Raw genomic sequence first — 20,232 nt, forward strand, 5'->3', positions numbered from 1 at the left:
CGGCTGAGGAGTGGCCGTATGCCGCCGGGCCGCGACCCGGCATACGCCCGCTCAGCGCTTGACGGCGACGAGCAGGCCTTCGCCCACGGGCAGCAGCGAGACGATGAACCGGCCCTGGTCGCGGATGGTGCGGCCCACCTCGCGCAGCGTGCGCGTCTCGGGGTCGCGGCTCGCGGGGTCGGACTCCTTGTCGCTCCACGTCATGACGAGGGTGCCGCCACGGCGCAGCAGCCGCGTCGCCTGCGCGAGGTAGTCGGGGTACTCCTGCTTGTCGGCGTCGACCACGACGAGGTCGTAGGCGCCGTCGGTCATGCGGGGGAGGACCTCCAGGGCGCGACCGGCGATGACGCGGGTGCGCTGGTGCGCGAAGCCGGCGGCCGCGAAGGCCTCACGCGCGGCGCGCTGGTGCTCCGTCTCGAGGTCGATGGTGGTGAGGATGCCGTCGGCCGGCATGCCCCCCAGGAGCCAGAGGCCGGAGGCGCCGGCACCGGTGCCGATCTCCATCACGGCCTTGGCGCCGGTCGCTGCCGCGAGGGTCTGCAGGACGGACCCCACGCCGTTGCCGACGGCCGGTGCGCCGAGCTCCTCCCCGCGGCGTCCGGCCTCCTCCACGTGCTCGCCCGGTGTGACGAACTCCTCTGCGTGCGACCAGGCGGCGACCTTCTGCGTGCTCATGCCCGCAACCCTACTGTGGTGGGCCGAACCGTTTCGGCACGCGTCTTCCCGAAGCGGGTAAGGATCACGTCATGAGCGAACAGGACCTGCCCAGCCCCGACCACCAGCGCCCCGAGGGTGTCGACGACGCCACGGTCGAGGCCCTCGGCAAGCTCTCCGAGGCGCTCGAGGTGGTCGAGCACGCCCGTGGCTACCTCTACGGCTTCCACCGACTGACCGGCACGGCTGACCTCGCGCTCGGCGAGGCGGTCGACCTCTTCCGCAAGGCCGGTCACGACGCGATCGCCGACCGGCTGCAGACCGAGCTGGTCGGCCGCAACGTCATCGAGGGCCGGTGGACCTTCCAGATCGTCGAGGACTACGACGACTCCTACTACTCCACCTTCAAGCGCCTGGAGTCCGACGCCCGCGACGACCTCGCCCAGGGCCGGCGCCACCTGTTCGAGGCGGAGATGAAGGAGGACCGCCGCAGCCACGGCCGGCGGCACCACGAGGCGACCCCCAGGGACGGCAGCCCGCAGGCGCGCTGACCCACAGCGTCCGCACAGGTTCCCGAGACACCGCGGACAGGCCCATCCGCGACGATGACGGGAACGAATCGACAAACGACAGCGTTGTCGACAGTGATCCCCTCGCCTGAAAGGCCCAGCCCCCGTGAGCACCAGCGTGACGTCCACCTCTCCCACCCCGGTGGAGCAGGCCGACGCGGCATGGACACCTCCCACCTGGGAGGAGATCGTCGAGCAGCACTCGGCCCGGGTCTACCGCCTCGCCTACCGCCTCACGGGCAACCCTCACGACGCCGAGGACCTCACCCACGACGTCTTCGTGCGCGTGTTCCGGTCGCTGAGCTCCTACCAGCCCGGCACGTTCGAGGGCTGGCTGCACCGCATCACCACCAACGTCTTCCTCGACAAGATGCGTCGCAAGCAGCGCATCCGCTTCGACGCCCTCCCCGAGGACGCGGCCGGCCGGCTCCCGAGCGCCGAGAAGGGCCCCGAGCAGAGCTACCACGACGCGCGCTTCGACGACGACGTGCAGCGGGCGCTCGACGCCCTGGCGCCGGAGTTCCGCGCCGCCGTCGTCCTGTGCGACATCGAGGGCCTCAGCTACGAGGAGATCAGCGCAACCCTCGGCGTGAAGCTCGGCACCGTCCGCTCGCGCATCCACCGTGGCCGCGCGCAGCTGCGCGAGGCCCTGGCCCACCGCGCTCCCGAGGTGGCTGCTGCCGCCCGCCCCGCCAAGCCCGAGTCGCGCCCCGCCCGTGCCGGCCTGCGCCTGCCCGGCCGTCGGGTCGCCGCCAGCCAGCGATGAGAAGACCCGAGGTGATGTCGTGACGCCGCACCTGAAGGGACACGTCCGTGCGTACGTCGACCGGGCCCTGCCCCCGGCTATGCTGCACCTCTACGACAAGCACCTCGTGTGCTGCACCGTGTGCCGCGCGGCTGCCGACCAGGAACGCCGCATCGTCGCGGCCCTGCGCGCCGACACCGGCGTCCCGATGAGCCTGCGCACCTCCCTCATCGGCCTCGCGGCCTCGGCCCCTGCGGACGAGGCTCGAGGCGTGTCCGGCACCCCGGGCGTACCGCCCGCCCCGGACCGCTCCCGTATGACGTCCGCTCCCTTCCACGAGCCGGTGCCCACCGTGCCCCCGACGGCTCCGGCCCTGCACCGCTCGCCGATGCGCGCGGCGGTCCTCGCCTCCATCGCGGCGGGCGCCTCGGTGGCAGCGGCCTGGGGGCTGGCGGTGTCGCCGTCTCCCGCCGGCCGGCTGCCTTCGGTGCCCGGCCCGGTCGCGAACTTCGGGGGCAGCCCGGCCGGTGCGGCCGGCCTCGGCAGCTCGGTGCTCCCGGTCTACCGGGTCTCGCCCGCTCCGACCGAGTCACGTCGCACGAGCGGCCTCGACTCGGGAGGCGTGCCCTCCTGGTTCGTCTCCACGCGGTCTGCCACCCCGTCCGGCGCCACGGGCTCGCGGCTCGGCTCCGGAATCGTGAACGGAGTCGTGGACTCCGTGCGGATCACCACGGTCCGTTCGGCACAATCGACCCCATGAGCGACGAGCCGAGACCGCCGGGGCCCGAGCCGACACCGGGCCCGGGGCAGACCTCCCCCGGCGATCCGGCACCCTCCGGTGTCTCGAGTGGTTCGAGCGCGCCCGGTGAGACGCCCGTCGGCCCTCCGGAGCCCGTGCGAGCACCGGAGCAGACCGGCATCGTCGACCTGCACGACACCCGCGCCATCCCGTCCTCGTCGCCGTACGCCGTTCCGGCTCGCGCTCCCCAGAGTGGAGCCTCACCGTCCGGTGGGTCCTCCACCACCGGCCAGCCGGGCTCCGACGACGCGTGGTTCGACGTCTTCGGCGAGCACCCGTCAGGCGTTCCCGGCGCGCCGGCCCGTGCCGACTCCGCGGCCGGAGACGCGGCCGGAGACGCGGCGGGGCCCGGCGGGGCGCCTCCGTCGGACGGGGGCGCACCCCGGACCGACGAGCGTCCAGCTCCTGCGTCGCGACGGGGGAGGGGGAAGCTCGTGGCTGCCGTGGCAGGCCTGTGCCTGCTCTCCGGAGTGGTGGGCGGGGTCGCGGGACAGGTCGCGGAGGACCGGGTCAACCTCGCCGGGTCCACGCTCCCGGATCCCGGTCCCGGCGCGACGCAGCGCCCTGCCGGCTCGGTCGCCAACATCGCGGCGGTGGCGCTCCCGAGCGTCGTGACCATCAAGGTCAGCGGCGGCAGCGAGGGCTCCGCCACCGGGTCCGGCTTCGTCGTCGACGGCAAGGGCCACGTCCTCACCAACAACCACGTCGTCCAGGGCGGCGTCAACGGCGACATCGAGGTCGTCCTCAGCAACGGCGACACCGAGAAGGCCACGATCGTCGGGCGTGACGCCAGCTACGACCTGGCGGTGCTCAAGATCGGGCGCACCGACCTGACGCCGTTGCGGCTCGGCCCCTCGGACAAGGTCGTCGTCGGTGACCAGGTGATCGCCGTCGGCGCGCCGCTCGGCCTCGACCAGACGGTGACCACGGGCATCGTCAGCGCGCTCAACCGGCCGGTGACCCCGGGAGACCCCGGCGAGTCCTCGTACATCAACGCCATCCAGACCGACGCCGCGATCAACCCCGGCAACTCGGGCGGACCGCTGCTCGACATGTCGGGCAGCGTCATCGGGGTCAACAGCGCGATCGCCCGGGTGCCCGGCACGAGCGGCTCCACCGGAGGCAGCATCGGCCTCGGCTTCGCGATCCCGAGCGACCAGGCCCGGCGCACCGCCGACCAGCTCATCGCGACCGGCAAGGCCACCCACCCCGTCATCGGCGTGGAGCTCAACCGGACGTTCTCCGGGGACGGCGCGCAGGTGACCGACGAGCCCGGTGCGGTGACCGCCGGTGGCCCCGCGGACAAGGCGGGCGTCAAGCCCGGCGACGTCGTCGTCGGCTTCGAGGGCAAGCGGGTCCGCACGCCCGACCAGCTGGTCGTCTCCATCCGTGCCAGGGCCGTCGGTGACACCGTCACCCTCAAGGTCAAGCGCGGGGACGCGGAGCTCGAGCTGCGGATGACCCTCGAAGCCGATCCTGGCAGCTGAGCTTCAGCCGACCGCCATAGGATGGCCCCGCTGGTACGCGTGGAAGCGAGGGACTGTGTTCGACATCAACGGGTGGGAGCTGCTCCTGCTCGGTGTGCTCGCCATCGTGATCCTGGGGCCCGAGCGCCTTCCGGAGTATGCCGCGAAGTTCGGCAGGTTCGTCCGCCAGGCGCGCGCCATGGCCGACCGTGCCAAGCAGCAGCTCCAGGACGAGATGGGGCCGGAGTTCTCCGACGTGGACTGGAAGGCCTACGACCCGCGTCAGTACGACCCGCGCAAGATCGTGCGTGACGCCCTGGCGTCCCCGCCGGACGAGGACTACGTGCCGTCCCCGGCCGTCGACAAGCCGGTCAGCACCCCGCGCGGCCATGACCCGTCTGTGCCGACTCCCTGGGACTCCGAGGCGACGTAGCCCGCCTTGGGGAGAAAAGTCTGACCCAGAGGCATCGAGTCCGATGGGTGGGGTTATCGTCGGCTTCTGATGCCAGACGAAGCCCACTCCCAGCCGCCCGCGTCCGTCCGCTCGCTGTGGCGGCTTCGCGGCTACCTCCGCCCCCACCGACGGGCGCTCGTCACCATGTTCACCGCCTCGATCGCCGGGGTCGGTCTCTCGATCGCCATCCCCCTCGTGACCCGCGCCATCATCGACGGCCCCATCACCCGGCACGAGCTCGCGCCGGTCCTGCCCCTCGGACTGCTGGCCCTCGCCCTCGGCGTGCTCGAGGCCGTGCTGATCTTCGTGCGCCGCTGGGTCCAGTCGAATGCCGTGCTCGGCCTCGAGACGGACCTGCGCCGAGACCTGTACTCACGGCTGCAGAGCCTGCCCATGAGCTTCCACACCCGGTGGCAGTCCGGCCAGCTGCTGTCCCGGGCCACCACCGACCTGTCGGCGATCCGCCGCTTCAGCGGCTTCGGCCTGCTCTTCCTCGTCATCAACGTCCTGCAGCTGCTCGTCGTCACGATCGTGCTGCTGACCATGTACTGGCCGCTCGGGCTCGTCGTCGCGGCGGCCGCCGTGCCGATCATCTGGCTCTCGATGCGCTTCGAGAAGGCCTACGTCGTCATCTCCCGGCGCGTGCAGGACCAGCAGGGCGACCTCGCCACGCAGGCCGAGGAGGGCGCGGTCGGCATCCGGGTCATCAAGTCCTTCGGTCGAAGCGACCATGTCGCCCGCCGCTACGACGCGGCCGCCCGCGAGCTGCAGGCCACCAGCATGGACAAGGTCCGGCTCTCGGCGAAGTTCTGGACCTTCCTCGAGGTCATCCCCAACCTCGCCGTCGTCGTCGTGCTCCTGCTCGGCGCCATCGGCGTCGGCCGTGGCAGCCTCACCCCCGGAGAGCTGGTCGCCTTCATCACCCTGATGCTCTCGCTCGTGTGGCCCGTGTCGTCGCTGGGCGTCATCCTCGCCATGGCCCAGGAGGCAATGACGGCCGCTACCCGCGTGCTCGAGATCTTCGACACCGAGCCGGACATCGTCTCCGGTCCGCACCGCCCGGACGTGGCGGCCCGGGGTCACCTGCGTTTCGAGCACGTCGACTTCGCCTTCCCCGATGCGCCGGACCAGCTGGTGCTCCACGACGTCAACCTCGACCTGGCTCCGGGCGAGACCCTCGCCCTCGTCGGGGCGACCGGCACGGGCAAGACGGCCCTGACCGCCCTAGTGCCCCGGCTCTTCGACGTGACCGGCGGACGCATCACCATCGACGGCGTCGACGTGCGCGACCTGCGCCTCAGCGAGCTGCGCAGCCTCGTGGCCACGGCCTTCGAAGAGCCCACGCTCTTCTCGATGAGCGCCCGCGAGAACGTCACCCTCGGCCGGTCCGACGCGCCCGAGGAGGAGGTGCTGGCAGCGCTCGAGATCGCCCAGGCCGGCTTCGTCCACGACCTGCCGTGGGGCCTGGACACGCGCATCGGCGAGCAGGGCATGTCGCTCTCCGGCGGCCAGCGCCAGCGCCTCGCCCTGGCCAGGGCCGTGCTCTCCCGGCCGGCTGTCCTCGTCCTCGACGACACGCTCTCGGCCCTCGATGTCCACACCGAGAAGCTCGTCGAGCAGGCGCTCTCCAACGTCCTGTCCGAGACGACCGGGCTCATCGTCGCCCACCGTGCCTCCACCGTCATGCTCGCCGACAAGGTGGCGCTGCTGCAGGACGGCACCATCACGCACGTCGGCACCCACCGGGAGCTGCTCGACAGCGTCCCTGCCTACCGCGAGCTGCTGGCCGCCGACCCGAGTGACTCGGTGGAGGAGCTCGCCCCTGACGCCGGTCGCCGCGACGCCGCCGCGCCCGCGCGGCCGCATGCCACCGGCCCGTCGATCTCCCGGGAGGTGTCCGCGTGAGTGCGCAGGCGCAGGACTGGCGCGGCGTCGCCGCCGACGACATCGAGGGGGAGCTGTCCGCCGAGACGTCCGCCGGCCTCGCCACGCGCTCGCGCCGGCTCCTGGCCGAGCTGCTGCGCCCGTGGCGCCGCGCCCTGTGGTGGCTCATGGTCGTCGTCGTCCTGGAGAACGTCGCGCGGCTGTCGATCCCGTACCTCGTCAAGGACGGCATCGACGTCGGGATCCCGGCGATCCGGCAGTCCGGCGACCTCGGGCCACTTCTGGTCATCGTCGCGCTGGTCCTGGTGGCCACCATCACGCAGGCCGTGACCCGCAACCTGTTCCTCGTCCGGTCGGGCCAGATCGGGCAGGACATCCTGCTGCTGATCCGGCGGCGCATGTTCCGGCACTTCCAGCGGCTGAGCCCGGCCTTCCACGACCGCTACACCTCGGGCCGCGTGATCTCCAGGCAGACCTCCGACGTCGACGCGATCTACGAGATGCTCGAGACGGGTTTCGACGGCCTCGTCACCGCCGCCCTCACCCTTGTCGGCACCTCCGTCCTGCTGCTGGTCCTCGACCTCAAGCTGGGGCTCGTGGCGCTGCTCTGCGGGCCGGCGCTGGCGCTGCTGACCAACTGGTTCCGCAAGGAGTCGGCGCGCAGCTACCGCGCCACGCGCGAGAAGGTGGCGCTGGTCATCGTCCACTTCGTGGAGTCGATGAACGGCATCCGCGCCGTGCAGGCCTTCCGCCGCGAGCCGCGCAACCAGGCGATCTTCGAGGACGTCAACGACCAGTACCGCCGGGCCAACCTCGTCGCGTTCCGGCTCGTGGCGTGGTTCATGCCGGGGATCCGCCTCATCGGTAACGTCACGATCGCCGTCGTGCTCCTCTACGGCGGCTACCTCGCCTACCAGGGTGACGTCACGGTCGGTGTGCTCGCCGCCTTCCTGCTCTACCTGCGCCAGTTCTTCGAGCCGATGCAGGAGATCTCGCAGTTCTACAACACCTTCCAGTCCGCCTCGGCCGCGCTCGAGAAGCTGTCCGGGGTGCTGGAGGAGGTGCCCGACGTTCCCGAGCCGAGGGACCCGGTCGCTCTCCAGGACGCGCGGGGCGAGGTGCACTTCGAGCACGTCCGGTTCGACTACGTGGCCGGGTCGCCGGTGCTGCCGGACCTCGACCTCACCATCCCGGCCGGCCAGACGGTCGCGCTGGTCGGCACGACCGGGGCCGGCAAGACCACCCTGGCCAAGCTGACCACGCGCTTCTACGACCCCACCGCAGGGAAGGTCCTCCTCGACGGCGTCGACCTGCGGCGCGTCTCCGAGGACGACCTGCACCGGGCCGTCGTCATGGTGACGCAGGAGAACTACCTGTTCAGCGGCTCGGTGGCCGACAACATCCGGTTCGGCCGGCCCGAGGCCACGGACGAGCAGATCGAGACAGCCGCCCGGGAGCTCGGTGCGCACGACTTCATCTGCGCGCTGCCCGAGGGCTACGCCACGCAGGTGTCCCACCGCGGCGGTCTGCTCAGCGCCGGGCAGCGCCAGCTCGTCGCCTTCGCCCGGGCGTTCCTCGCCGACCCCGCCGTGCTCATCCTCGACGAGGCGACGTCCTCCCTCGACATCCCGTCGGAGCGGTTGGTGCAGCGGGCGCTGCAGACGATCCTCGCGGGGCGCACCGCCATCGTCATCGCGCACCGCCTCTCGACGGTCGCGATCGCTGACCGCGTCCTCGTGATGGAGCACGGCCGCATCGTCGAGGACGGCGCACCGGCCGACCTCGTCGCTGCCGGTTCGGGCCGGTTCTCCGACCTGCACCGAGCGTGGGTCGACTCCTTGGCCTGAACCATCAGCCACAGGACTGAGCACTCGATGGTCGAGTGCCCACGTCCTGCGTTCAGGGCGGTCAGCGACCGGCCGGCGTGAGGCCGAGGGAGCGGCCGGCGAGGCCGCGGGCGCGCGTGCCGAGGCGACGGGCGATGCCGCGCAGCGCCACACCGGCAGCCGAGTCGGGGGCGCCGAGCACGACTGGGGTGCCGGAGTCGCCGCCCTCGCGCAGGCGGGTGTCGAGCGGGATCTGGCCGAGCAGCTCGACCGGCGCGCCGATGCTGCGGGTGAGGGAGTCGGCCACCGCCTGGCCACCACCGGAGCCGAAGATCTCCTGGCGCGTGCCGTCGGGCAGCTCGAGCCAGCTCATGTTCTCGATGACGCCGACGACGCGCTGGTGCGTCTGCAGGGCGATCGACCCGGCGCGCTCGGCCACCTCGGCGGCAGCCTGCTGCGGGGTCGTGACGACGAGGATCTCGGCGGTCGGGATCAGCTGGGCCACGGAGATCGCGATGTCACCGGTGCCGGGCGGCAGGTCGAGCAGCAGCACGTCGAGGTCGCCCCAGAACACGTCACCGAGGAACTGCTGGAGCGCGCGGTGCAGCATCGGGCCACGCCACACGACGGGCTGGTTGCCGGGGACGAACATGCCGATCGAGATGACCTTCACGTCGTGGCTGATCGGCGGCAGGATCATATCGTCGACCTGCGTGGGCCGCTGCTCGACGCCCAGCATGCGCGGCACCGAGAAGCCGTAGACGTCGGCGTCGACCACGCCGACGCGCAGGCCCTGCTCGGCCATCGCGGCGGCAAGGTTGACAGTCACCGACGACTTGCCGACGCCGCCCTTGCCGGATGCGACGGCATACACCCGCGTGAGGCTGTTGGGCTTGGCGAAGGGGATCTCCTTCTCGGGGGCGCCGCCGCGCAGCTGCGTGCGCAGGGCGGCCCTCTGCTCGTCGCTCATGACGTCGAGCTCGACCTCGACGGAGGTGACGCCGTCGACCGCCAGCAGGGCGTTGCTCGTGTCGCGGGTCAGCGTGTCCTTCATCGGACAGCCGGAGACCGTCAGGAAGATCGCGAGGTCGACCTTGCCGGCGTCGTCGATCTCGACCGACTTGACCATGCCGAGCTCGGTGATCGGCTTGCGGATCTCCGGGTCGTTGACCTTCGAGAGTGCCGTGAGCAGGGTGTCACGGCTGGGTAGTGCGGCGGCAGACATGTGCTCCATCGTATGCCGCCGCGCACGGGTTCCCGACGCCGCCCGGGGTGCGCTCGCTCACCACGGCCGACGGTCCAAGGGGGTCAGCCGGCCTCGCCCGCCGTGTCCTCGGCGCCGCGGATGAGCGCGCGGTCCTCGAGCTCCTCGAGGAGGCTGCGCAGCTCGGAGCGCACGAAGTCACGCGTGGCCTGCTCGCGCAGGGCCAGACGCAGCGACGCCACCTCGCGGGTCAGGAACTCGGTGTCGGCGAGGTTGCGCTCGTCGCGGGCACGGTCCTGCTCGAGGGCGACGCGGTCGCGGTCGGCCTGGCGGTTCTGGGCGAGCAGGATGAGCGGTGCGGCATACGACGCCTGCAGGCTGAGCATGAGCGTCAGGAAGATGAAGGGGTACTCGTCGAAGACGAGGTCCCTGGGCGCGAGGACATTCCAGCCGACCCAGGCGATGACGAAGACCGTCATGCCGATGAGGAACTGCGCCGTGCCCATGAACCGCGCGAACTTCTCGGACAGGACGCCGAAGGCCTCCTGGGTCAGCGAGACCTCGGGCAGGAAGCGGGCGCGCTGCTCGTAGGGCTGGTCCAGCTTGTCGCCGCGGAGGGCCCGCGAGGACTGACGCCGCTCGGTGCGCTCGCTCACGGCTTCACCCCCAGCTCGTGCCGCTCCTCGCGCCAGTCCTCCGGGAGGATGTGGTCGAGCACGTCGTCGACGGTGACGGCGCCGATGAGCCGCCCGTCGTCGTCGACGACCGGCAGGGACACGAGGTTGTAGGTCGCGAGGGTCCGCGTCACGGTCTCGAGGGAGGCCGTCGCGGGAAGGGGCTCGATCTCCTTGTCGATGATCGAGCCGACGGCGCCGTGCGGCGGCTCGCGCAGCAGCCGCTGGATGTGGACGAGCCCGAGGTAGCGGCCGGTGGGTGCCTCGAGGGGCGGACGGCACACGTAGACCATGGAGGCGAGTGCCGGGGCGAGCTCCTCGCGCCGCACGGTCGCGAGCGCCTCGGCGATGGTCGCCTCGGGACCGAGCACGACGGGCTCGGTCGTCATCATGCCGCCGGCGGTGTTCTCGTCGTAGGCGAGCAGCCGGCGCAGGGGAGCGGCCTCGTCGGGCTCCATGAGCTGGAGCAGCTGTTCGGCCTGCTCGGGCGGCAGGTCGGCGAGCAGGTCGGCGGCGTCGTCGGGCTCCATGGCCTCGAGCACGTCGGCGGCGCGCGAGTTGGCGAGGCCGGCGAGGATCTCGACCTGGTCGTCCTCGGGCAGCTCCTCGAGGACGTCGGCGAGGCGCTCGTCGTCGAGGGCGGCCGCCACCTCGGCGCGGCGCTTGGGGTTGAGGTCGTGGATGACCTCGGCGAGGTCGGCGACCTTGAGGTCGTCGTAGGTCTCGAGCAGGCGCTCGGCGCTCTGGGCGCCCGGCTGCTCGTGCAGCCCCACGACGTCGCGGATGTCGACGAGCATGGTCTTGCCGGACCGCCGGCGGGTCAGCCGGGACATGGCCTTGGACGCCGACGAGACCGCCGCCGTGATCTGCCGGACGAAGACCCGCGTGCCGACCCATTCCCTCCGGGGACCCTGCTCGATGGCGATGTCCTCGACCAGGGCCGTGGCGAACCCGGCCTCGATCGCCTCGGGCGTCGTGACGCGCACCGTGCGGTCGAACAGCTCGGCGGCGACGAGGACCTCGTTGGTGCGCTGCTCGAAGCGGCGCATGTTGACGAGGCCTGTGGTGATGACTGCGCCCGCGTCGATGGAGGTCACCCGGGTCATCGGGACGAAGACGCGTCGCCGCCCCGGCACCTCGACGACGAGACCGATGACGCGAGGCTCCGGCCGGTTCAGGGAGAACATCACGACGACGTCACGCACGCGCCCGACCTGGTCACCGAGCGGGTCGAAGACGCTCAGTCCGGTCAGGCGGGCAACGAAGACACGCGTGCTCGCACTCATGGGGCAAGGGTATGGGGTCAGAGCTCGGGCCAGCGCCCGCCACGGCGGCGGCGCTTCTTGCGCAGCTTCGCCCGCTGCTTGGCGGCCTTGCGAGCGGCCTTCTCCTCGCGGTGCAGGCGGCGGCGCACGGCCCGCTCCTCCCCACGTCCGCCGAGGTGCCACGGCCGCCACGACGTGGTCGTCGCCGTCGTCCGGGCAGGCGGCGTGCGGTGGTCCACGGCGGCATACGCCCCCGGGGACTCGAGCGGGCTGTCGAAGGGCATGAGTGCCGTGATGGTGCACTCGGCGGCCCATCGCGTCACGCAGTCGTCGACCGCGTTGAGCCGCGAGGCGCGCAGCAGGTCGGCCGCGCGCTCCCACTGGGGTGAACCGGGGTCGAGGACGTTGGTGCGCGCCCGGACGGTGAGCAGGCGCCCGCCCGTGTCCTTGCTGCGCACGATGAGGCGCACCTCGGGCGGAAGCCAGGGCAGGGGCTGCTCGCCCGGACCGCTGACCACGAGGGCCGCGCCCTCGTCCCACACGTGCCAGGCCGGCCAGGTGCGGTCGTCGGCGACGTCGATCCACAGCAGGCCCGACTTGGTCATCGCCTCTGCCAGCAGGGCCGATGCGGTCGCCGGCTGCGGGTCGCTCTGCTCGGTCACACGGCCACCATAGTGATCCCGACCTCATCGGCGGGATGCGTGACTGTCGTCATAACGCAGCCCGTCGGGCCGTTGCTACGTTGACGCGCATGCGCAGCGCCAAGGACTTCTGCCGCCCGCTCGCGGTGGGGGCGCCGACGCCCCTGACGCAGGTGCCGGCCCGCCCGTCCCGGGTCATCCACTTCTTCGACCCGAGCAACCCCAAGATGGCCGCCAAGGTGCCCGGCATGGTCGGCACCGTCGACGTGCTGCTCGGCAACCTCGAGGACGCCGTCAAGGCCGACCGCAAGGAGGCCGCCCGTGCCGGGCTCGTCGAGATCGCGAAGGCCACCGACTTCGGTGAGAACACCCAGCTGTGGACCCGCGTCAACGCCCTCGACAGCCCCTGGGTGCTCGACGACCTGACGACGCTCGTCACCGAGATCGGCGACAGGCTCGACGTCGTCATGGTCCCCAAGGTGCAGGGCGCCGAGGACATCCACTACGTCGACCGCCTCCTCGCGCAGCTCGAGGCCAAGGCGGGCCTGACGCGCCCGATCCTCGTCCACGCGATCCTCGAGACGGCCCGCGGCATGGTCAACGTCGAGGAGATCTGCGGCGCCTCCCCGCGCATGCAGGGCCTCTCGCTGGGACCCGCCGACCTCGCCGCCGACCGCCGGATGAAGACGACCCGCGTCGGTGGAGGGCACCCCGGCTACCTCGTGCGCACCGACCCCGTCGGAGGCGACATCAGGGGGGAGCGGGCGACGGCGCAGCAGGACCTGTGGCACTACACGATCGCCCGCATGGTCGACGCCTGCGCGATGCACGGGATCTACCCGTACTACGGCCCGTTCGGCGACATCGAGGACGTCGTCGCCTGCGAGGACCAGTTCCGCAACGCCTTCCTCCTCGGGTGCGTCGGCACGTGGTCGCTGCACCCGGTTCAGATCGAGATCGCCAAGCGCGTCTTCAGCCCCTCGGCCGAGGACGTCGCGCACGCCCGCCGCGTCGTCGCCGCGATGGGCGACGGCACGGGCGCCGTCATGCTCGACGGGAAGATGGAGGACGACGCCAGCCTCAAGCAGTGCCTCGTCATCGTCGAGCTCGCCGAGCGCCTGGCCCGCACCGACCCCGCGCTCGCGGAGCTGTATGCCGCCGAGCCCGCCCCCGAGGGAGAGCTGACGTCATGACGGAGCAGACGGCATGCGACGGCGGGACGTCCGCCTACCGCCCGCGCCGCTCGGTGCTCTACATGCCGAGCTCCAACGAGCGTGCGCTCGAGAAGGCGAAGACGCTCCCCGTCGACGCGCTCATCCTCGACCTCGAGGATGCCGTCGCGCCCGACGCGAAGGAGGCGGCACGCGAGAACGCCTGCGCCGCAGCGCGGTCCGGCGAGTACGGCCGGCGCGAGCTGACGATCCGCGTCAACGGCATCGGGTCGCAGTGGCACGACGCCGACCTCGCCGCGGCAGCGGCCGCCGGGCCCGACGCCATCGTCGTGCCGAAAGTGGGCTCGGCGCAGGAGGTGCGCGACCTGGTCGCCGCGATGGAGGCCGCCGGGGCGCCGGAGCGCACCCGGCTCTGGGCCATGGTCGAGACGCCGGTCGCCGTGCTGCACGCCGAGGAGATCGCCCGCGCCTCCGACCGGCTCGCGTGCCTCGTGCTCGGCACGAACGACCTCTACAAGGAGCTCGGCGCGACGTTCGCGCCCGGCCGCGCCGCGATCCAGACCTCGCTGCAGCTCGCCGTCCTGGCCGCCCGCGCGGCGGGGGTCACGGTCCTCGACGGGGTCTTCAACGACGTCAAGGACGCCGACGGCTTCCTCGAGGAGGCTCGGCAGGGACGTGAGCTCGGCTTCGACGGCAAGACCCTCATCCACCCCGGCCAGGTCGAGCCGTGCAACGAGGTCTTCGCGCCGAGCCCTGCCCAGGTCGAGGAGGCCGAGGCGGTGATCGCGGCGTTCGAGGCGGCCCAGGCCGAGGGGCGGGGGGTCGCCACCCTCGGTGGGCGGCTCATCGAGAACCTCCACGTCGACACCGCCCGCAAGGTGCTCGCGACCGCCGAGGCGATCGCCGCCCTGTCCTGACCGTTGCCCTTGGCCGGCCGGTGCGACCGGCTAAGCCTTCTGGGTGTGCGCGGTGCGGGGCTGCCAGTCGTAGACGACCGACGTCCGCAGCACGACGTCCTGGAAGGACCGCTGCTGACGGCTCACCGCGACCCACAGCAGCCCGACGGGAAGGATGACGCAGGCGAGCGCTCGCACGAAGGCACCCACGACGTGCAGGCGGCGCCCCCCGGGGCCGACCACGCGCAGGCCCATGACGAGGTCGCCGTAGCTGCGCCCGCTCAGCGTCCACGCCACGGTCAGGTAGCCGACGCTGACGACGAAGGCGGACAGGAGGCTGAACACGACGCCCACCTCGGGGAAGGAGAAGTTCCGCGGGTCGATGAGCAGCAGGAAGCCGCACCAGCCCACGTAGGCCGCCGCGAGCACGGCGACGACCACGGCGAGGTCGACGGCTGCAGCGATGAGACGGGTGACCAGGCCGGCGTGGCGTCCCTGGTAGGGCCGCGCCTCGCGCGGGACGGGGGTCTCTCCGATCGTGCTCACGACGGCGCCGCACCGCCGGCCGGGCCGCCCACCGGGCCGATGGGGCCCGCGGACCCCCGGCGCCGGCGCAGGAGCAGGCGGTCGACGGCACGCTCGACCGCCTCGTCGGCGTGGATGCCCTGCATGCGGGCCCCGCGGACCGTGTCCGAGGCCATGGAGCCGGTGGACTCGCGGATGATCTCGGGAAGGTCGACGCCGTCGATGACCTCCCCGGCGATGGCCACGAGGTCGAGGTGCGACAGGACCGTGTCGACGATGGTGTCGAGGTCCACGCGCTCGAGCACGATGCGCGTGAGGTCGAGACGGTCGATGACGGCCTCCACGTCGAGCCGGGAGGCGGCCGCGTCGAGGTCCACGTGCTGGATGACCGTCGCCGTCAGCGCGTCGAGGTCGGTGCGGTCGATCGCGGCGGCGACGACCGTGGCCAGGTCCACGCCGTCGAGGACGATCCCGGTGAGGTCGAGGCGCTGCAGAAGCGCCAGCGCCACGGCCCGCAGGTCGACCCGCTCGAGGACGATCCGGGTGAGGTCGATGCGGTCGACCACGGCCTCGACGTCCAGACGCGCTGCCGCGGCGTCGAGGTCGGCGTGGGCGATGGCGTCCTCGACGATGGCGTCGACGTCCACCCTGCTGAGCACGAGGGCGGCCACGTCGAGGCGGGCGAGCACCTGGTCTGCGACCAGGCCGAGTGCCGCCGTGAGGAAGCGGTCGGCCTCTCGCCGCGCCGCCTCGGCGCGCTCGGCACCCTCGGCCTCGAGGTCGCAGAGCCACTCCGGTCGGGGGAGGCGTGCGCCCGCTGCAGCGACCACCCTGCGGGCCGGCTCGATCCGGGCACGCCCCCAGCGCACGGCTTCGGTGCCCCGCTCGAGTCCCCGCGCGGCCACGGCGAACGCGACCAGCGCCGTCGAGGAGGAGGCGCCGGCGCGCGTCCGTCGCAGGCTCACGACGCCGGACTGCGTCGCTCGTGCCTCCGACCCGGGACCTTCCACGGCCGCCTCCTCCTTGTGCCGGTGTGACCACCGAAGGCAGGTCCCGCGCGGGTGTCCGCCTACCGCCATTGTCGCGGCCGGGGGCCACCCGCGTGGCCGCTTCTGAGCAAGGGCCGGATGCCGCCCGGCTCGGGAAACCACGCCGGCGCTCCGCTCGTTGTCCCGGTATGACGGACGAGCGGCCCGGCGCGAGGAGCGGGCGCGGGCCGCGCCGCCGTACCGTGCTCGCCGCGGGCGGCCTCGGCCTCGGTGCCGTGTCGGCCGGGGCGTATGCCGTGTCGCGGGGGACGCTCGCGATGCCGGTTCTCGCCGGGGTCGGCGAGCCGTACCCACCGGAGCAGCGGCGCGCGCCGGTGCCGGTCGCACGCACAGCCCTGACGAGCCGTACGAAGGTCGGGCCGGCCCGGCACGTCTACGAGGTCGACCGGCGCCCTGCCACGTTCTACGTCACCGGCGCGTTCGGCGCGCGCCTCGACAGGTGGATCGCCCTGCACCGCCGCCACGTCGGGCAGGCGCCCGACGAGCTGCGCTCCTACGGCGCCTGGGTGGGGTCGGCGTCGGCCACCTCGTGGCACCGATCGGGCGAGGCCCTGGACATCGCGGGTCTCCGCGCCGGTGGCCGCGACCTCACGTCGCTGCGCTACGACCAGTGGCGCGACGCCCCGGCCCCGGAGCTGCGCCGTCGCCTGGCCCTCTACTGGCGCACGGCTGCCGGACTGCACCACGAGTTCGCCGACGTGCTGACCTACCTGTTCGACGACGCCCACGTGAACCACATCCACGTCGACGTCGGTCGCTTCGGCGCCGAGCAGCCGAGGCTGATCCAGCGCTCGCGGGCGCAGGTGCAGGCGGTCCAGGCCATGTGCCGGCACGTGTGGGGGCGCACCGACGTGGAGCTGACAGGCGAGTACGACGACGCGACCCGGGACGCCACGACCCGCATCCTGGAGCAGGTCGGTGGGCCCGGCGAGCTCGCCGACTCCCGCGAGGCGTGGCAGGCCTTCCTCGTCGCCACGATGCGGCGCGGCTGAGCTGCGGACGGGAAAACGGACGGGCCGCGGCGACATGCCCTCCGTAGGATCGGGCGCATGCCCAAGAGCGTGCTCACTCCTCAGGCAGAGGACTTCCCCCGCTGGTACCAGGACGTCGTCGCGAAGGCGGAGCTGGCCGACAACGGGCCGGTGCGCGGCACCATGGTCATCCGACCGTACGGCTACGCGATCTGGGAGCGGATGCAGGCCGACATGGACCGGCGCATCAAGGAGGCCGGGGCGCGCAACGCGTACTTCCCGCTCTTCATCCCCGAGTCGTACCTGACGCGCGAGGCCGAGCACGTCGAGGGCTTCAGCCCCGAGCTGGCCGTCGTGACGCACGCCGGCGGCAAGGAGCTCGAGGAGCCGGTCGTCGTGCGCCCGACGTCCGAGACGGTCATCGGGGAGTACCTCGCGAAGTGGACGCAGAGCTATCGCGACCTGCCGCTGCTGCTCAACCAGTGGGCCAACGTCGTGCGCTGGGAGCTGCGGCCGCGGATCTTCCTGCGCACCAGCGAGTTCCTGTGGCAGGAGGGCCACACCGCGCACGCCACGGAGGAGGACGCCCGGGCCTACGCGAAGCGGATCCACGAGGACGTCTACGCCGCCTTCATGCGCGAGATGCTCGCCGTGCCGGTGGTGCTGGGCCGCAAGACGGCTCGTGAGCGCTTCGCCGGCGCCACCAACACCTTGGCGCTCGAAGCCATGATGCGCGACGGCAAGGCCCTGCAGATGGGCACGAGCCACGAGCTGGGGCAGAACTTCGCGAAGGCGTTCGACATCACCTACCTCTCCGAGCAGGGCCGCCAGGAGACCTGCTGGACGACGTCGTGGGGCACGTCGACGCGCATGCTCGGCGGCCTCATCATGGCCCACGGTGACGACCAGGGCCTGCGCGTGCCACCCCGCCTGGCACCGGTCCAGGTCCTCGTGCTCGTCGTCAAGGCCGGCGAAGGCGTCCACGAGGCGGCCCGTCAGGTGGTCTCGGACCTGCTGGCACGCGGGGTCCGGGCCGAGCTCGACGCTCGCGTCGACACGCCGTTCGGGCGCCGCGCCGTCGACGCGGAGCTCAAGGGCATCCCCGTCCGCGTCGAGGTCGGGCCGCGCGACCTCGCCGAGGGCTCGGTCACCGTGGCGCGCCGGATCGCCGGCGGCAAGTCGCCCGTGGCCCTGCGCGGAGTCGTCGACACCGTCTGCACCGCCCTCGAGGCGGACCACGAGGCGCTGTATGCCGCCGCGCTGGCCCACCGGGACGCCAACACCTCCGCCGTGACCACCGAGGCCGAGGCGGCCGAGGCGGCCAGGACCGGGTGGGCCACCATCCCGTGGTCCACGCTGGGGCCGGAGGGTGAGGCGCGGCTCGCCGAGTCGGCGGTCACGGTGCGCTGCCTGACGATGCCCGACGGCTCGGTGCCCGTGTCCGAGTCGGCCGACGGGGTGCTGGCCGTCGTGGGCCGCGCCTACTGACGACCCGCCCCCGCTGGTCGGCGCCCGGCGGCTCGGGGTACTGACCAGGTGTCGAGCGTGTGCCTGCCGAGCGTGTGCCTGCGCACAGACCGGCCCGGGAAGAGCGCGGCGCCCGGCATGGTTGACACGTGCGTGAGGACGGTGAGCACGGCATGACGGGTGGGATGACAGCGGACACGGGACGGCACACGCCCCTGGTGACCCCGGCGCAGCCCGAGACGCTCACCCCGCTGCTGCGCGACCGCGAGAGCGTCCTGGTCTACGACCGCTCGCACGAGCTGCGGCCCGAGGAGCTGCGCGCCATCCTCGAGGCGGCGCGCTGGTCACCCTCGGCCGGCAACTCGCAGCCGTGGGGCTTCCTCGTGGGCCTGCGCGGGGACGACACGCACGCCGCGATGGTCGAGGTCCTCTCGTCGGCCAACCAGGCCTGGGCGCCGTCGGCCTCGGCGATCATCCTCACGCTGCACCAGGTCGCGACCGACGAGGACCACGAGATCGCCTACAGCGACTACGCCATGTTCGACCTCGGGCAGGCCGTCGCCCACATCACCGTGCAGGCCCGCTCGATGGGGCTGCAGGTGCGCCAGTTCGGCGGCTTCGACCACCGAGCAGCCACCGAGCGCTTCGCCGTCCCGCCGCACTGGGCGGTGACGACGGGCATCGCCCTGGGCCTGCCGGGCGGGCCCGACGACGACGCGCAGATGCCGGACTGGGTGCGCACCCGGGCCCGGCTGCCGCGCTCGCGCCTGCCGCTCGAGGCGTTCGTGCACTCGGGCAAGTTCGGGCACACCGCCGACTTCCTCACCGACTGACGCCCGGCCCGGCGCCCCCCCTCGGGCGGGTCCACGCCCGGGCCCGGGAAGGCCGGGCGGATGGAGGTCACCCCACGAACGGGTGACCTCCATCTCGTCCTCGGCCCTTCGTGGGCTCACCAGCGCGACGTCGCCGCCGCCATGAGGTCACCGAAGAGCAGGCCTTCGTCCACCGCATACCCACGTCGAGTGAACCACTCACACATGTTCCGCGCGTCCCGTTCGAGGAACTCGGGGCCGTGCGGGTTGCCGATGACGTCGACCACCTGCGGCCAGTCGATGAGCACCAGCCGCGCCGTGTCGCCGTCGCCCTCGAGGAGGATGTTGTACGGCGACAGGTCCCCGTGCGCCCACCCCAGCTCGGCGAGCCGGAGAATCGCCTCGCGCAGCTGCTCGAAGAGCACCGGGAGCAGTGCAGGGTCCGGTCGCACCTGCGCCAGACGCGGGGCCGCCTGCCCGTCGGGGGTGCCGATGAACTCCATCAGCATCTCCTCGCCGGACATCTGCACCGGGTAGGGCACCGGCAGGCCCTCGTCCCACAGCCGGACCAGCGTCTCGAACTCCGCGAAGGCCCAGAGGCCGCTGATCAGCTCCTTGCCGAACGAGGTGCGGGTCCGCATGGCCCGCGTCTCGCGCGACTTCCGCACCCGCCGCCCCTCGAGGTAGCCCGAGTCGCGGTGGAACATGCGGTGCCTGCTCGACCGGTAGCGCTTGCCGGCCATGAGCACGTCCCGGTCGGGTGAGCCCGGCACCCACCGGCGCACCAGGTGGACGTCGGCCTCCTTGCCGGTCTTGAGGACCCCCAGGTCGGCCTCGACCGCGCCGAGGTCGGTGATGACCCAGGCGGGCCGGGGCTTCGGGCCGTGGGTGGCGCCGTCCCAGCTCGACCACCGGTCGCCCTCCGGAGGGGCGTCCGGGTCGGTGTCGACCGCATACTGCTGGGTCTCGAGGTGAGAGGGACGCCGACCGGTCAGCCGCGCGTCGACGATCTCGAGGTCGTCGTCGTGGAAAGCATTGTGAGACAAGTGAACTCCAAGGAAGAAGAAACATGGGCAGGCATGCCCGAGGCCCTCATCGACATGTCGCCCTCCTTGGGTCCGGTGCGCCGGTCGTCCACCGTCGCGGTCGACACCGAGGG

General features: G+C 72.4%; 20 protein-coding genes. 12 read left to right on the forward strand and 8 right to left on the reverse strand.

The window, feature by feature from the left end:
* Positions 1 to 51: 51 nt before the first annotated feature.
* A complete protein-coding gene (locus tag ABD241_RS01560; RefSeq protein ID WP_344057759.1) occupies positions 52 to 675 on the reverse strand; it encodes an O-methyltransferase in 624 nt (207 codons plus the stop codon).
* A 71-nt stretch (positions 676 to 746) separates the two neighbouring features.
* Here ABD241_RS01560 and ABD241_RS01565 point away from each other — a divergent pair, with 71 nt between their 5' ends.
* The 7 genes from ABD241_RS01565 (at position 747) to ABD241_RS01595 (ending at position 8,418) form a co-directional block, all read left to right on the forward strand.
* The gene (locus ABD241_RS01565) at positions 747 to 1,205 is read left to right on the forward strand and encodes a hypothetical protein (RefSeq protein ID WP_344057761.1); all 459 of its coding nucleotides are present in this window, start codon (positions 747 to 749) and stop codon (positions 1,203 to 1,205) included.
* A 124-nt stretch (positions 1,206 to 1,329) separates the two neighbouring features.
* Complete coding sequence (gene sigE, locus ABD241_RS01570; RefSeq protein ID WP_344057763.1) at positions 1,330 to 1,989, forward strand: RNA polymerase sigma factor SigE; 660 nt, start codon at positions 1,330 to 1,332, stop codon at positions 1,987 to 1,989.
* 19 nt (positions 1,990 to 2,008) lie between these two features.
* Entirely contained in the window at positions 2,009 to 2,728 is a 720-nt protein-coding gene (locus ABD241_RS01575; RefSeq protein WP_344057765.1) for an anti-sigma factor, read from the forward strand.
* Positions 2,725 to 4,254, forward strand: a complete 1,530-nt coding sequence (locus ABD241_RS01580; RefSeq protein WP_344057767.1) for a S1C family serine protease — start codon at positions 2,725 to 2,727, stop codon at positions 4,252 to 4,254. The genes ABD241_RS01575 and ABD241_RS01580 overlap by 4 nt, the downstream gene beginning before the upstream one ends.
* Positions 4,255 to 4,309: 55 nt before the next feature.
* On the forward strand, positions 4,310 to 4,666 hold the full coding sequence (gene tatB / locus ABD241_RS01585) for a Sec-independent protein translocase protein TatB (protein WP_344057769.1): 357 nt from the start codon (positions 4,310 to 4,312) through the stop codon (positions 4,664 to 4,666).
* Positions 4,667 to 4,735: 69 nt separating this feature from the next.
* Positions 4,736 to 6,592 (forward strand): ABC transporter ATP-binding protein, encoded by a 1,857-nt coding sequence (locus ABD241_RS01590; RefSeq protein WP_344057771.1) that lies wholly within the window; start codon positions 4,736 to 4,738, stop codon positions 6,590 to 6,592.
* Complete coding sequence (locus ABD241_RS01595; protein WP_344057773.1) at positions 6,589 to 8,418, forward strand: ABC transporter ATP-binding protein; 1,830 nt, start codon at positions 6,589 to 6,591, stop codon at positions 8,416 to 8,418. Before ABD241_RS01590 ends, ABD241_RS01595 begins: the two co-directional genes overlap by 4 nt.
* A 61-nt stretch (positions 8,419 to 8,479) precedes the next feature.
* Here the strand turns inward: ABD241_RS01595 and ABD241_RS01600 are convergent, their stop codons facing one another.
* From ABD241_RS01600 to ABD241_RS01615, 4 genes are all read right to left on the reverse strand, one after another.
* Positions 8,480 to 9,622, reverse strand: a complete 1,143-nt coding sequence (locus ABD241_RS01600; protein ID WP_344057775.1) for an Mrp/NBP35 family ATP-binding protein — start codon at positions 9,620 to 9,622, stop codon at positions 8,480 to 8,482.
* Between the two features lie 83 nt (positions 9,623 to 9,705).
* A complete protein-coding gene (locus ABD241_RS01605; RefSeq protein WP_344057777.1) occupies positions 9,706 to 10,257 on the reverse strand; it encodes a DUF1003 domain-containing protein in 552 nt (183 codons plus the stop codon).
* A complete protein-coding gene (locus ABD241_RS01610) occupies positions 10,254 to 11,561 on the reverse strand; it encodes a magnesium transporter MgtE N-terminal domain-containing protein (RefSeq protein WP_142184768.1) in 1,308 nt (435 codons plus the stop codon). The genes ABD241_RS01605 and ABD241_RS01610 overlap by 4 nt, the downstream gene beginning before the upstream one ends.
* Positions 11,562 to 11,578: 17 nt before the next feature.
* On the reverse strand, positions 11,579 to 12,202 hold the full coding sequence (locus ABD241_RS01615; RefSeq protein WP_344057781.1) for a hypothetical protein: 624 nt from the start codon (positions 12,200 to 12,202) through the stop codon (positions 11,579 to 11,581).
* An 89-nt stretch (positions 12,203 to 12,291) separates the two neighbouring features.
* Here ABD241_RS01615 and ABD241_RS01620 point away from each other — a divergent pair, with 89 nt between their 5' ends.
* The gene (locus ABD241_RS01620; protein WP_344057783.1) at positions 12,292 to 13,374 is read left to right on the forward strand and encodes an HpcH/HpaI aldolase/citrate lyase family protein; all 1,083 of its coding nucleotides are present in this window, start codon (positions 12,292 to 12,294) and stop codon (positions 13,372 to 13,374) included.
* Positions 13,371 to 14,270 (forward strand): HpcH/HpaI aldolase/citrate lyase family protein, encoded by a 900-nt coding sequence (locus ABD241_RS01625; RefSeq protein WP_344057785.1) that lies wholly within the window; start codon positions 13,371 to 13,373, stop codon positions 14,268 to 14,270. The genes ABD241_RS01620 and ABD241_RS01625 overlap by 4 nt, the downstream gene beginning before the upstream one ends.
* 30 nt (positions 14,271 to 14,300) lie before the next feature.
* On the opposite strand, the gene ABD241_RS01630 is transcribed toward ABD241_RS01625, so the two are convergent.
* Both ABD241_RS01630 and ABD241_RS01635 read right to left on the reverse strand, forming a co-directional pair.
* Entirely contained in the window at positions 14,301 to 14,795 is a 495-nt protein-coding gene (locus ABD241_RS01630; protein WP_344057787.1) for an RDD family protein, read from the reverse strand.
* Positions 14,792 to 15,784 (reverse strand): hypothetical protein, encoded by a 993-nt coding sequence (locus ABD241_RS01635; protein WP_344057788.1) that lies wholly within the window; start codon positions 15,782 to 15,784, stop codon positions 14,792 to 14,794. The genes ABD241_RS01630 and ABD241_RS01635 overlap by 4 nt, the downstream gene beginning before the upstream one ends.
* Positions 15,785 to 15,951: 167 nt before the next feature.
* On the opposite strand from ABD241_RS01635, the gene ABD241_RS01640 reads away from it, so the two are divergent.
* The 3 genes from ABD241_RS01640 (at position 15,952) to ABD241_RS01650 (ending at position 19,094) form a co-directional block, all read left to right on the forward strand.
* On the forward strand, positions 15,952 to 16,815 hold the full coding sequence (locus ABD241_RS01640; protein ID WP_344057790.1) for a hypothetical protein: 864 nt from the start codon (positions 15,952 to 15,954) through the stop codon (positions 16,813 to 16,815).
* A gap of 57 nt (positions 16,816 to 16,872) precedes the next feature.
* Complete coding sequence (gene proS / locus ABD241_RS01645) at positions 16,873 to 18,282, forward strand: proline--tRNA ligase (RefSeq protein ID WP_344057792.1); 1,410 nt, start codon at positions 16,873 to 16,875, stop codon at positions 18,280 to 18,282.
* Between the two features lie 128 nt (positions 18,283 to 18,410).
* The gene (locus ABD241_RS01650) at positions 18,411 to 19,094 is read left to right on the forward strand and encodes a nitroreductase family protein (RefSeq protein WP_344057794.1); all 684 of its coding nucleotides are present in this window, start codon (positions 18,411 to 18,413) and stop codon (positions 19,092 to 19,094) included.
* A 116-nt stretch (positions 19,095 to 19,210) separates the two neighbouring features.
* Here ABD241_RS01650 and ABD241_RS01655 read toward each other — a convergent pair whose 3' ends face one another.
* Entirely contained in the window at positions 19,211 to 20,119 is a 909-nt protein-coding gene (locus tag ABD241_RS01655; protein ID WP_344057796.1) for a serine protein kinase RIO, read from the reverse strand.
* Between the last annotated feature and the right edge of the window lie 113 nt (positions 20,120 to 20,232).

It is taken from the genome of Terrabacter lapilli (assembly GCF_039531305.1).
GTDB lineage: Bacteria > Actinomycetota > Actinomycetes > Actinomycetales > Dermatophilaceae > Terrabacter > Terrabacter lapilli.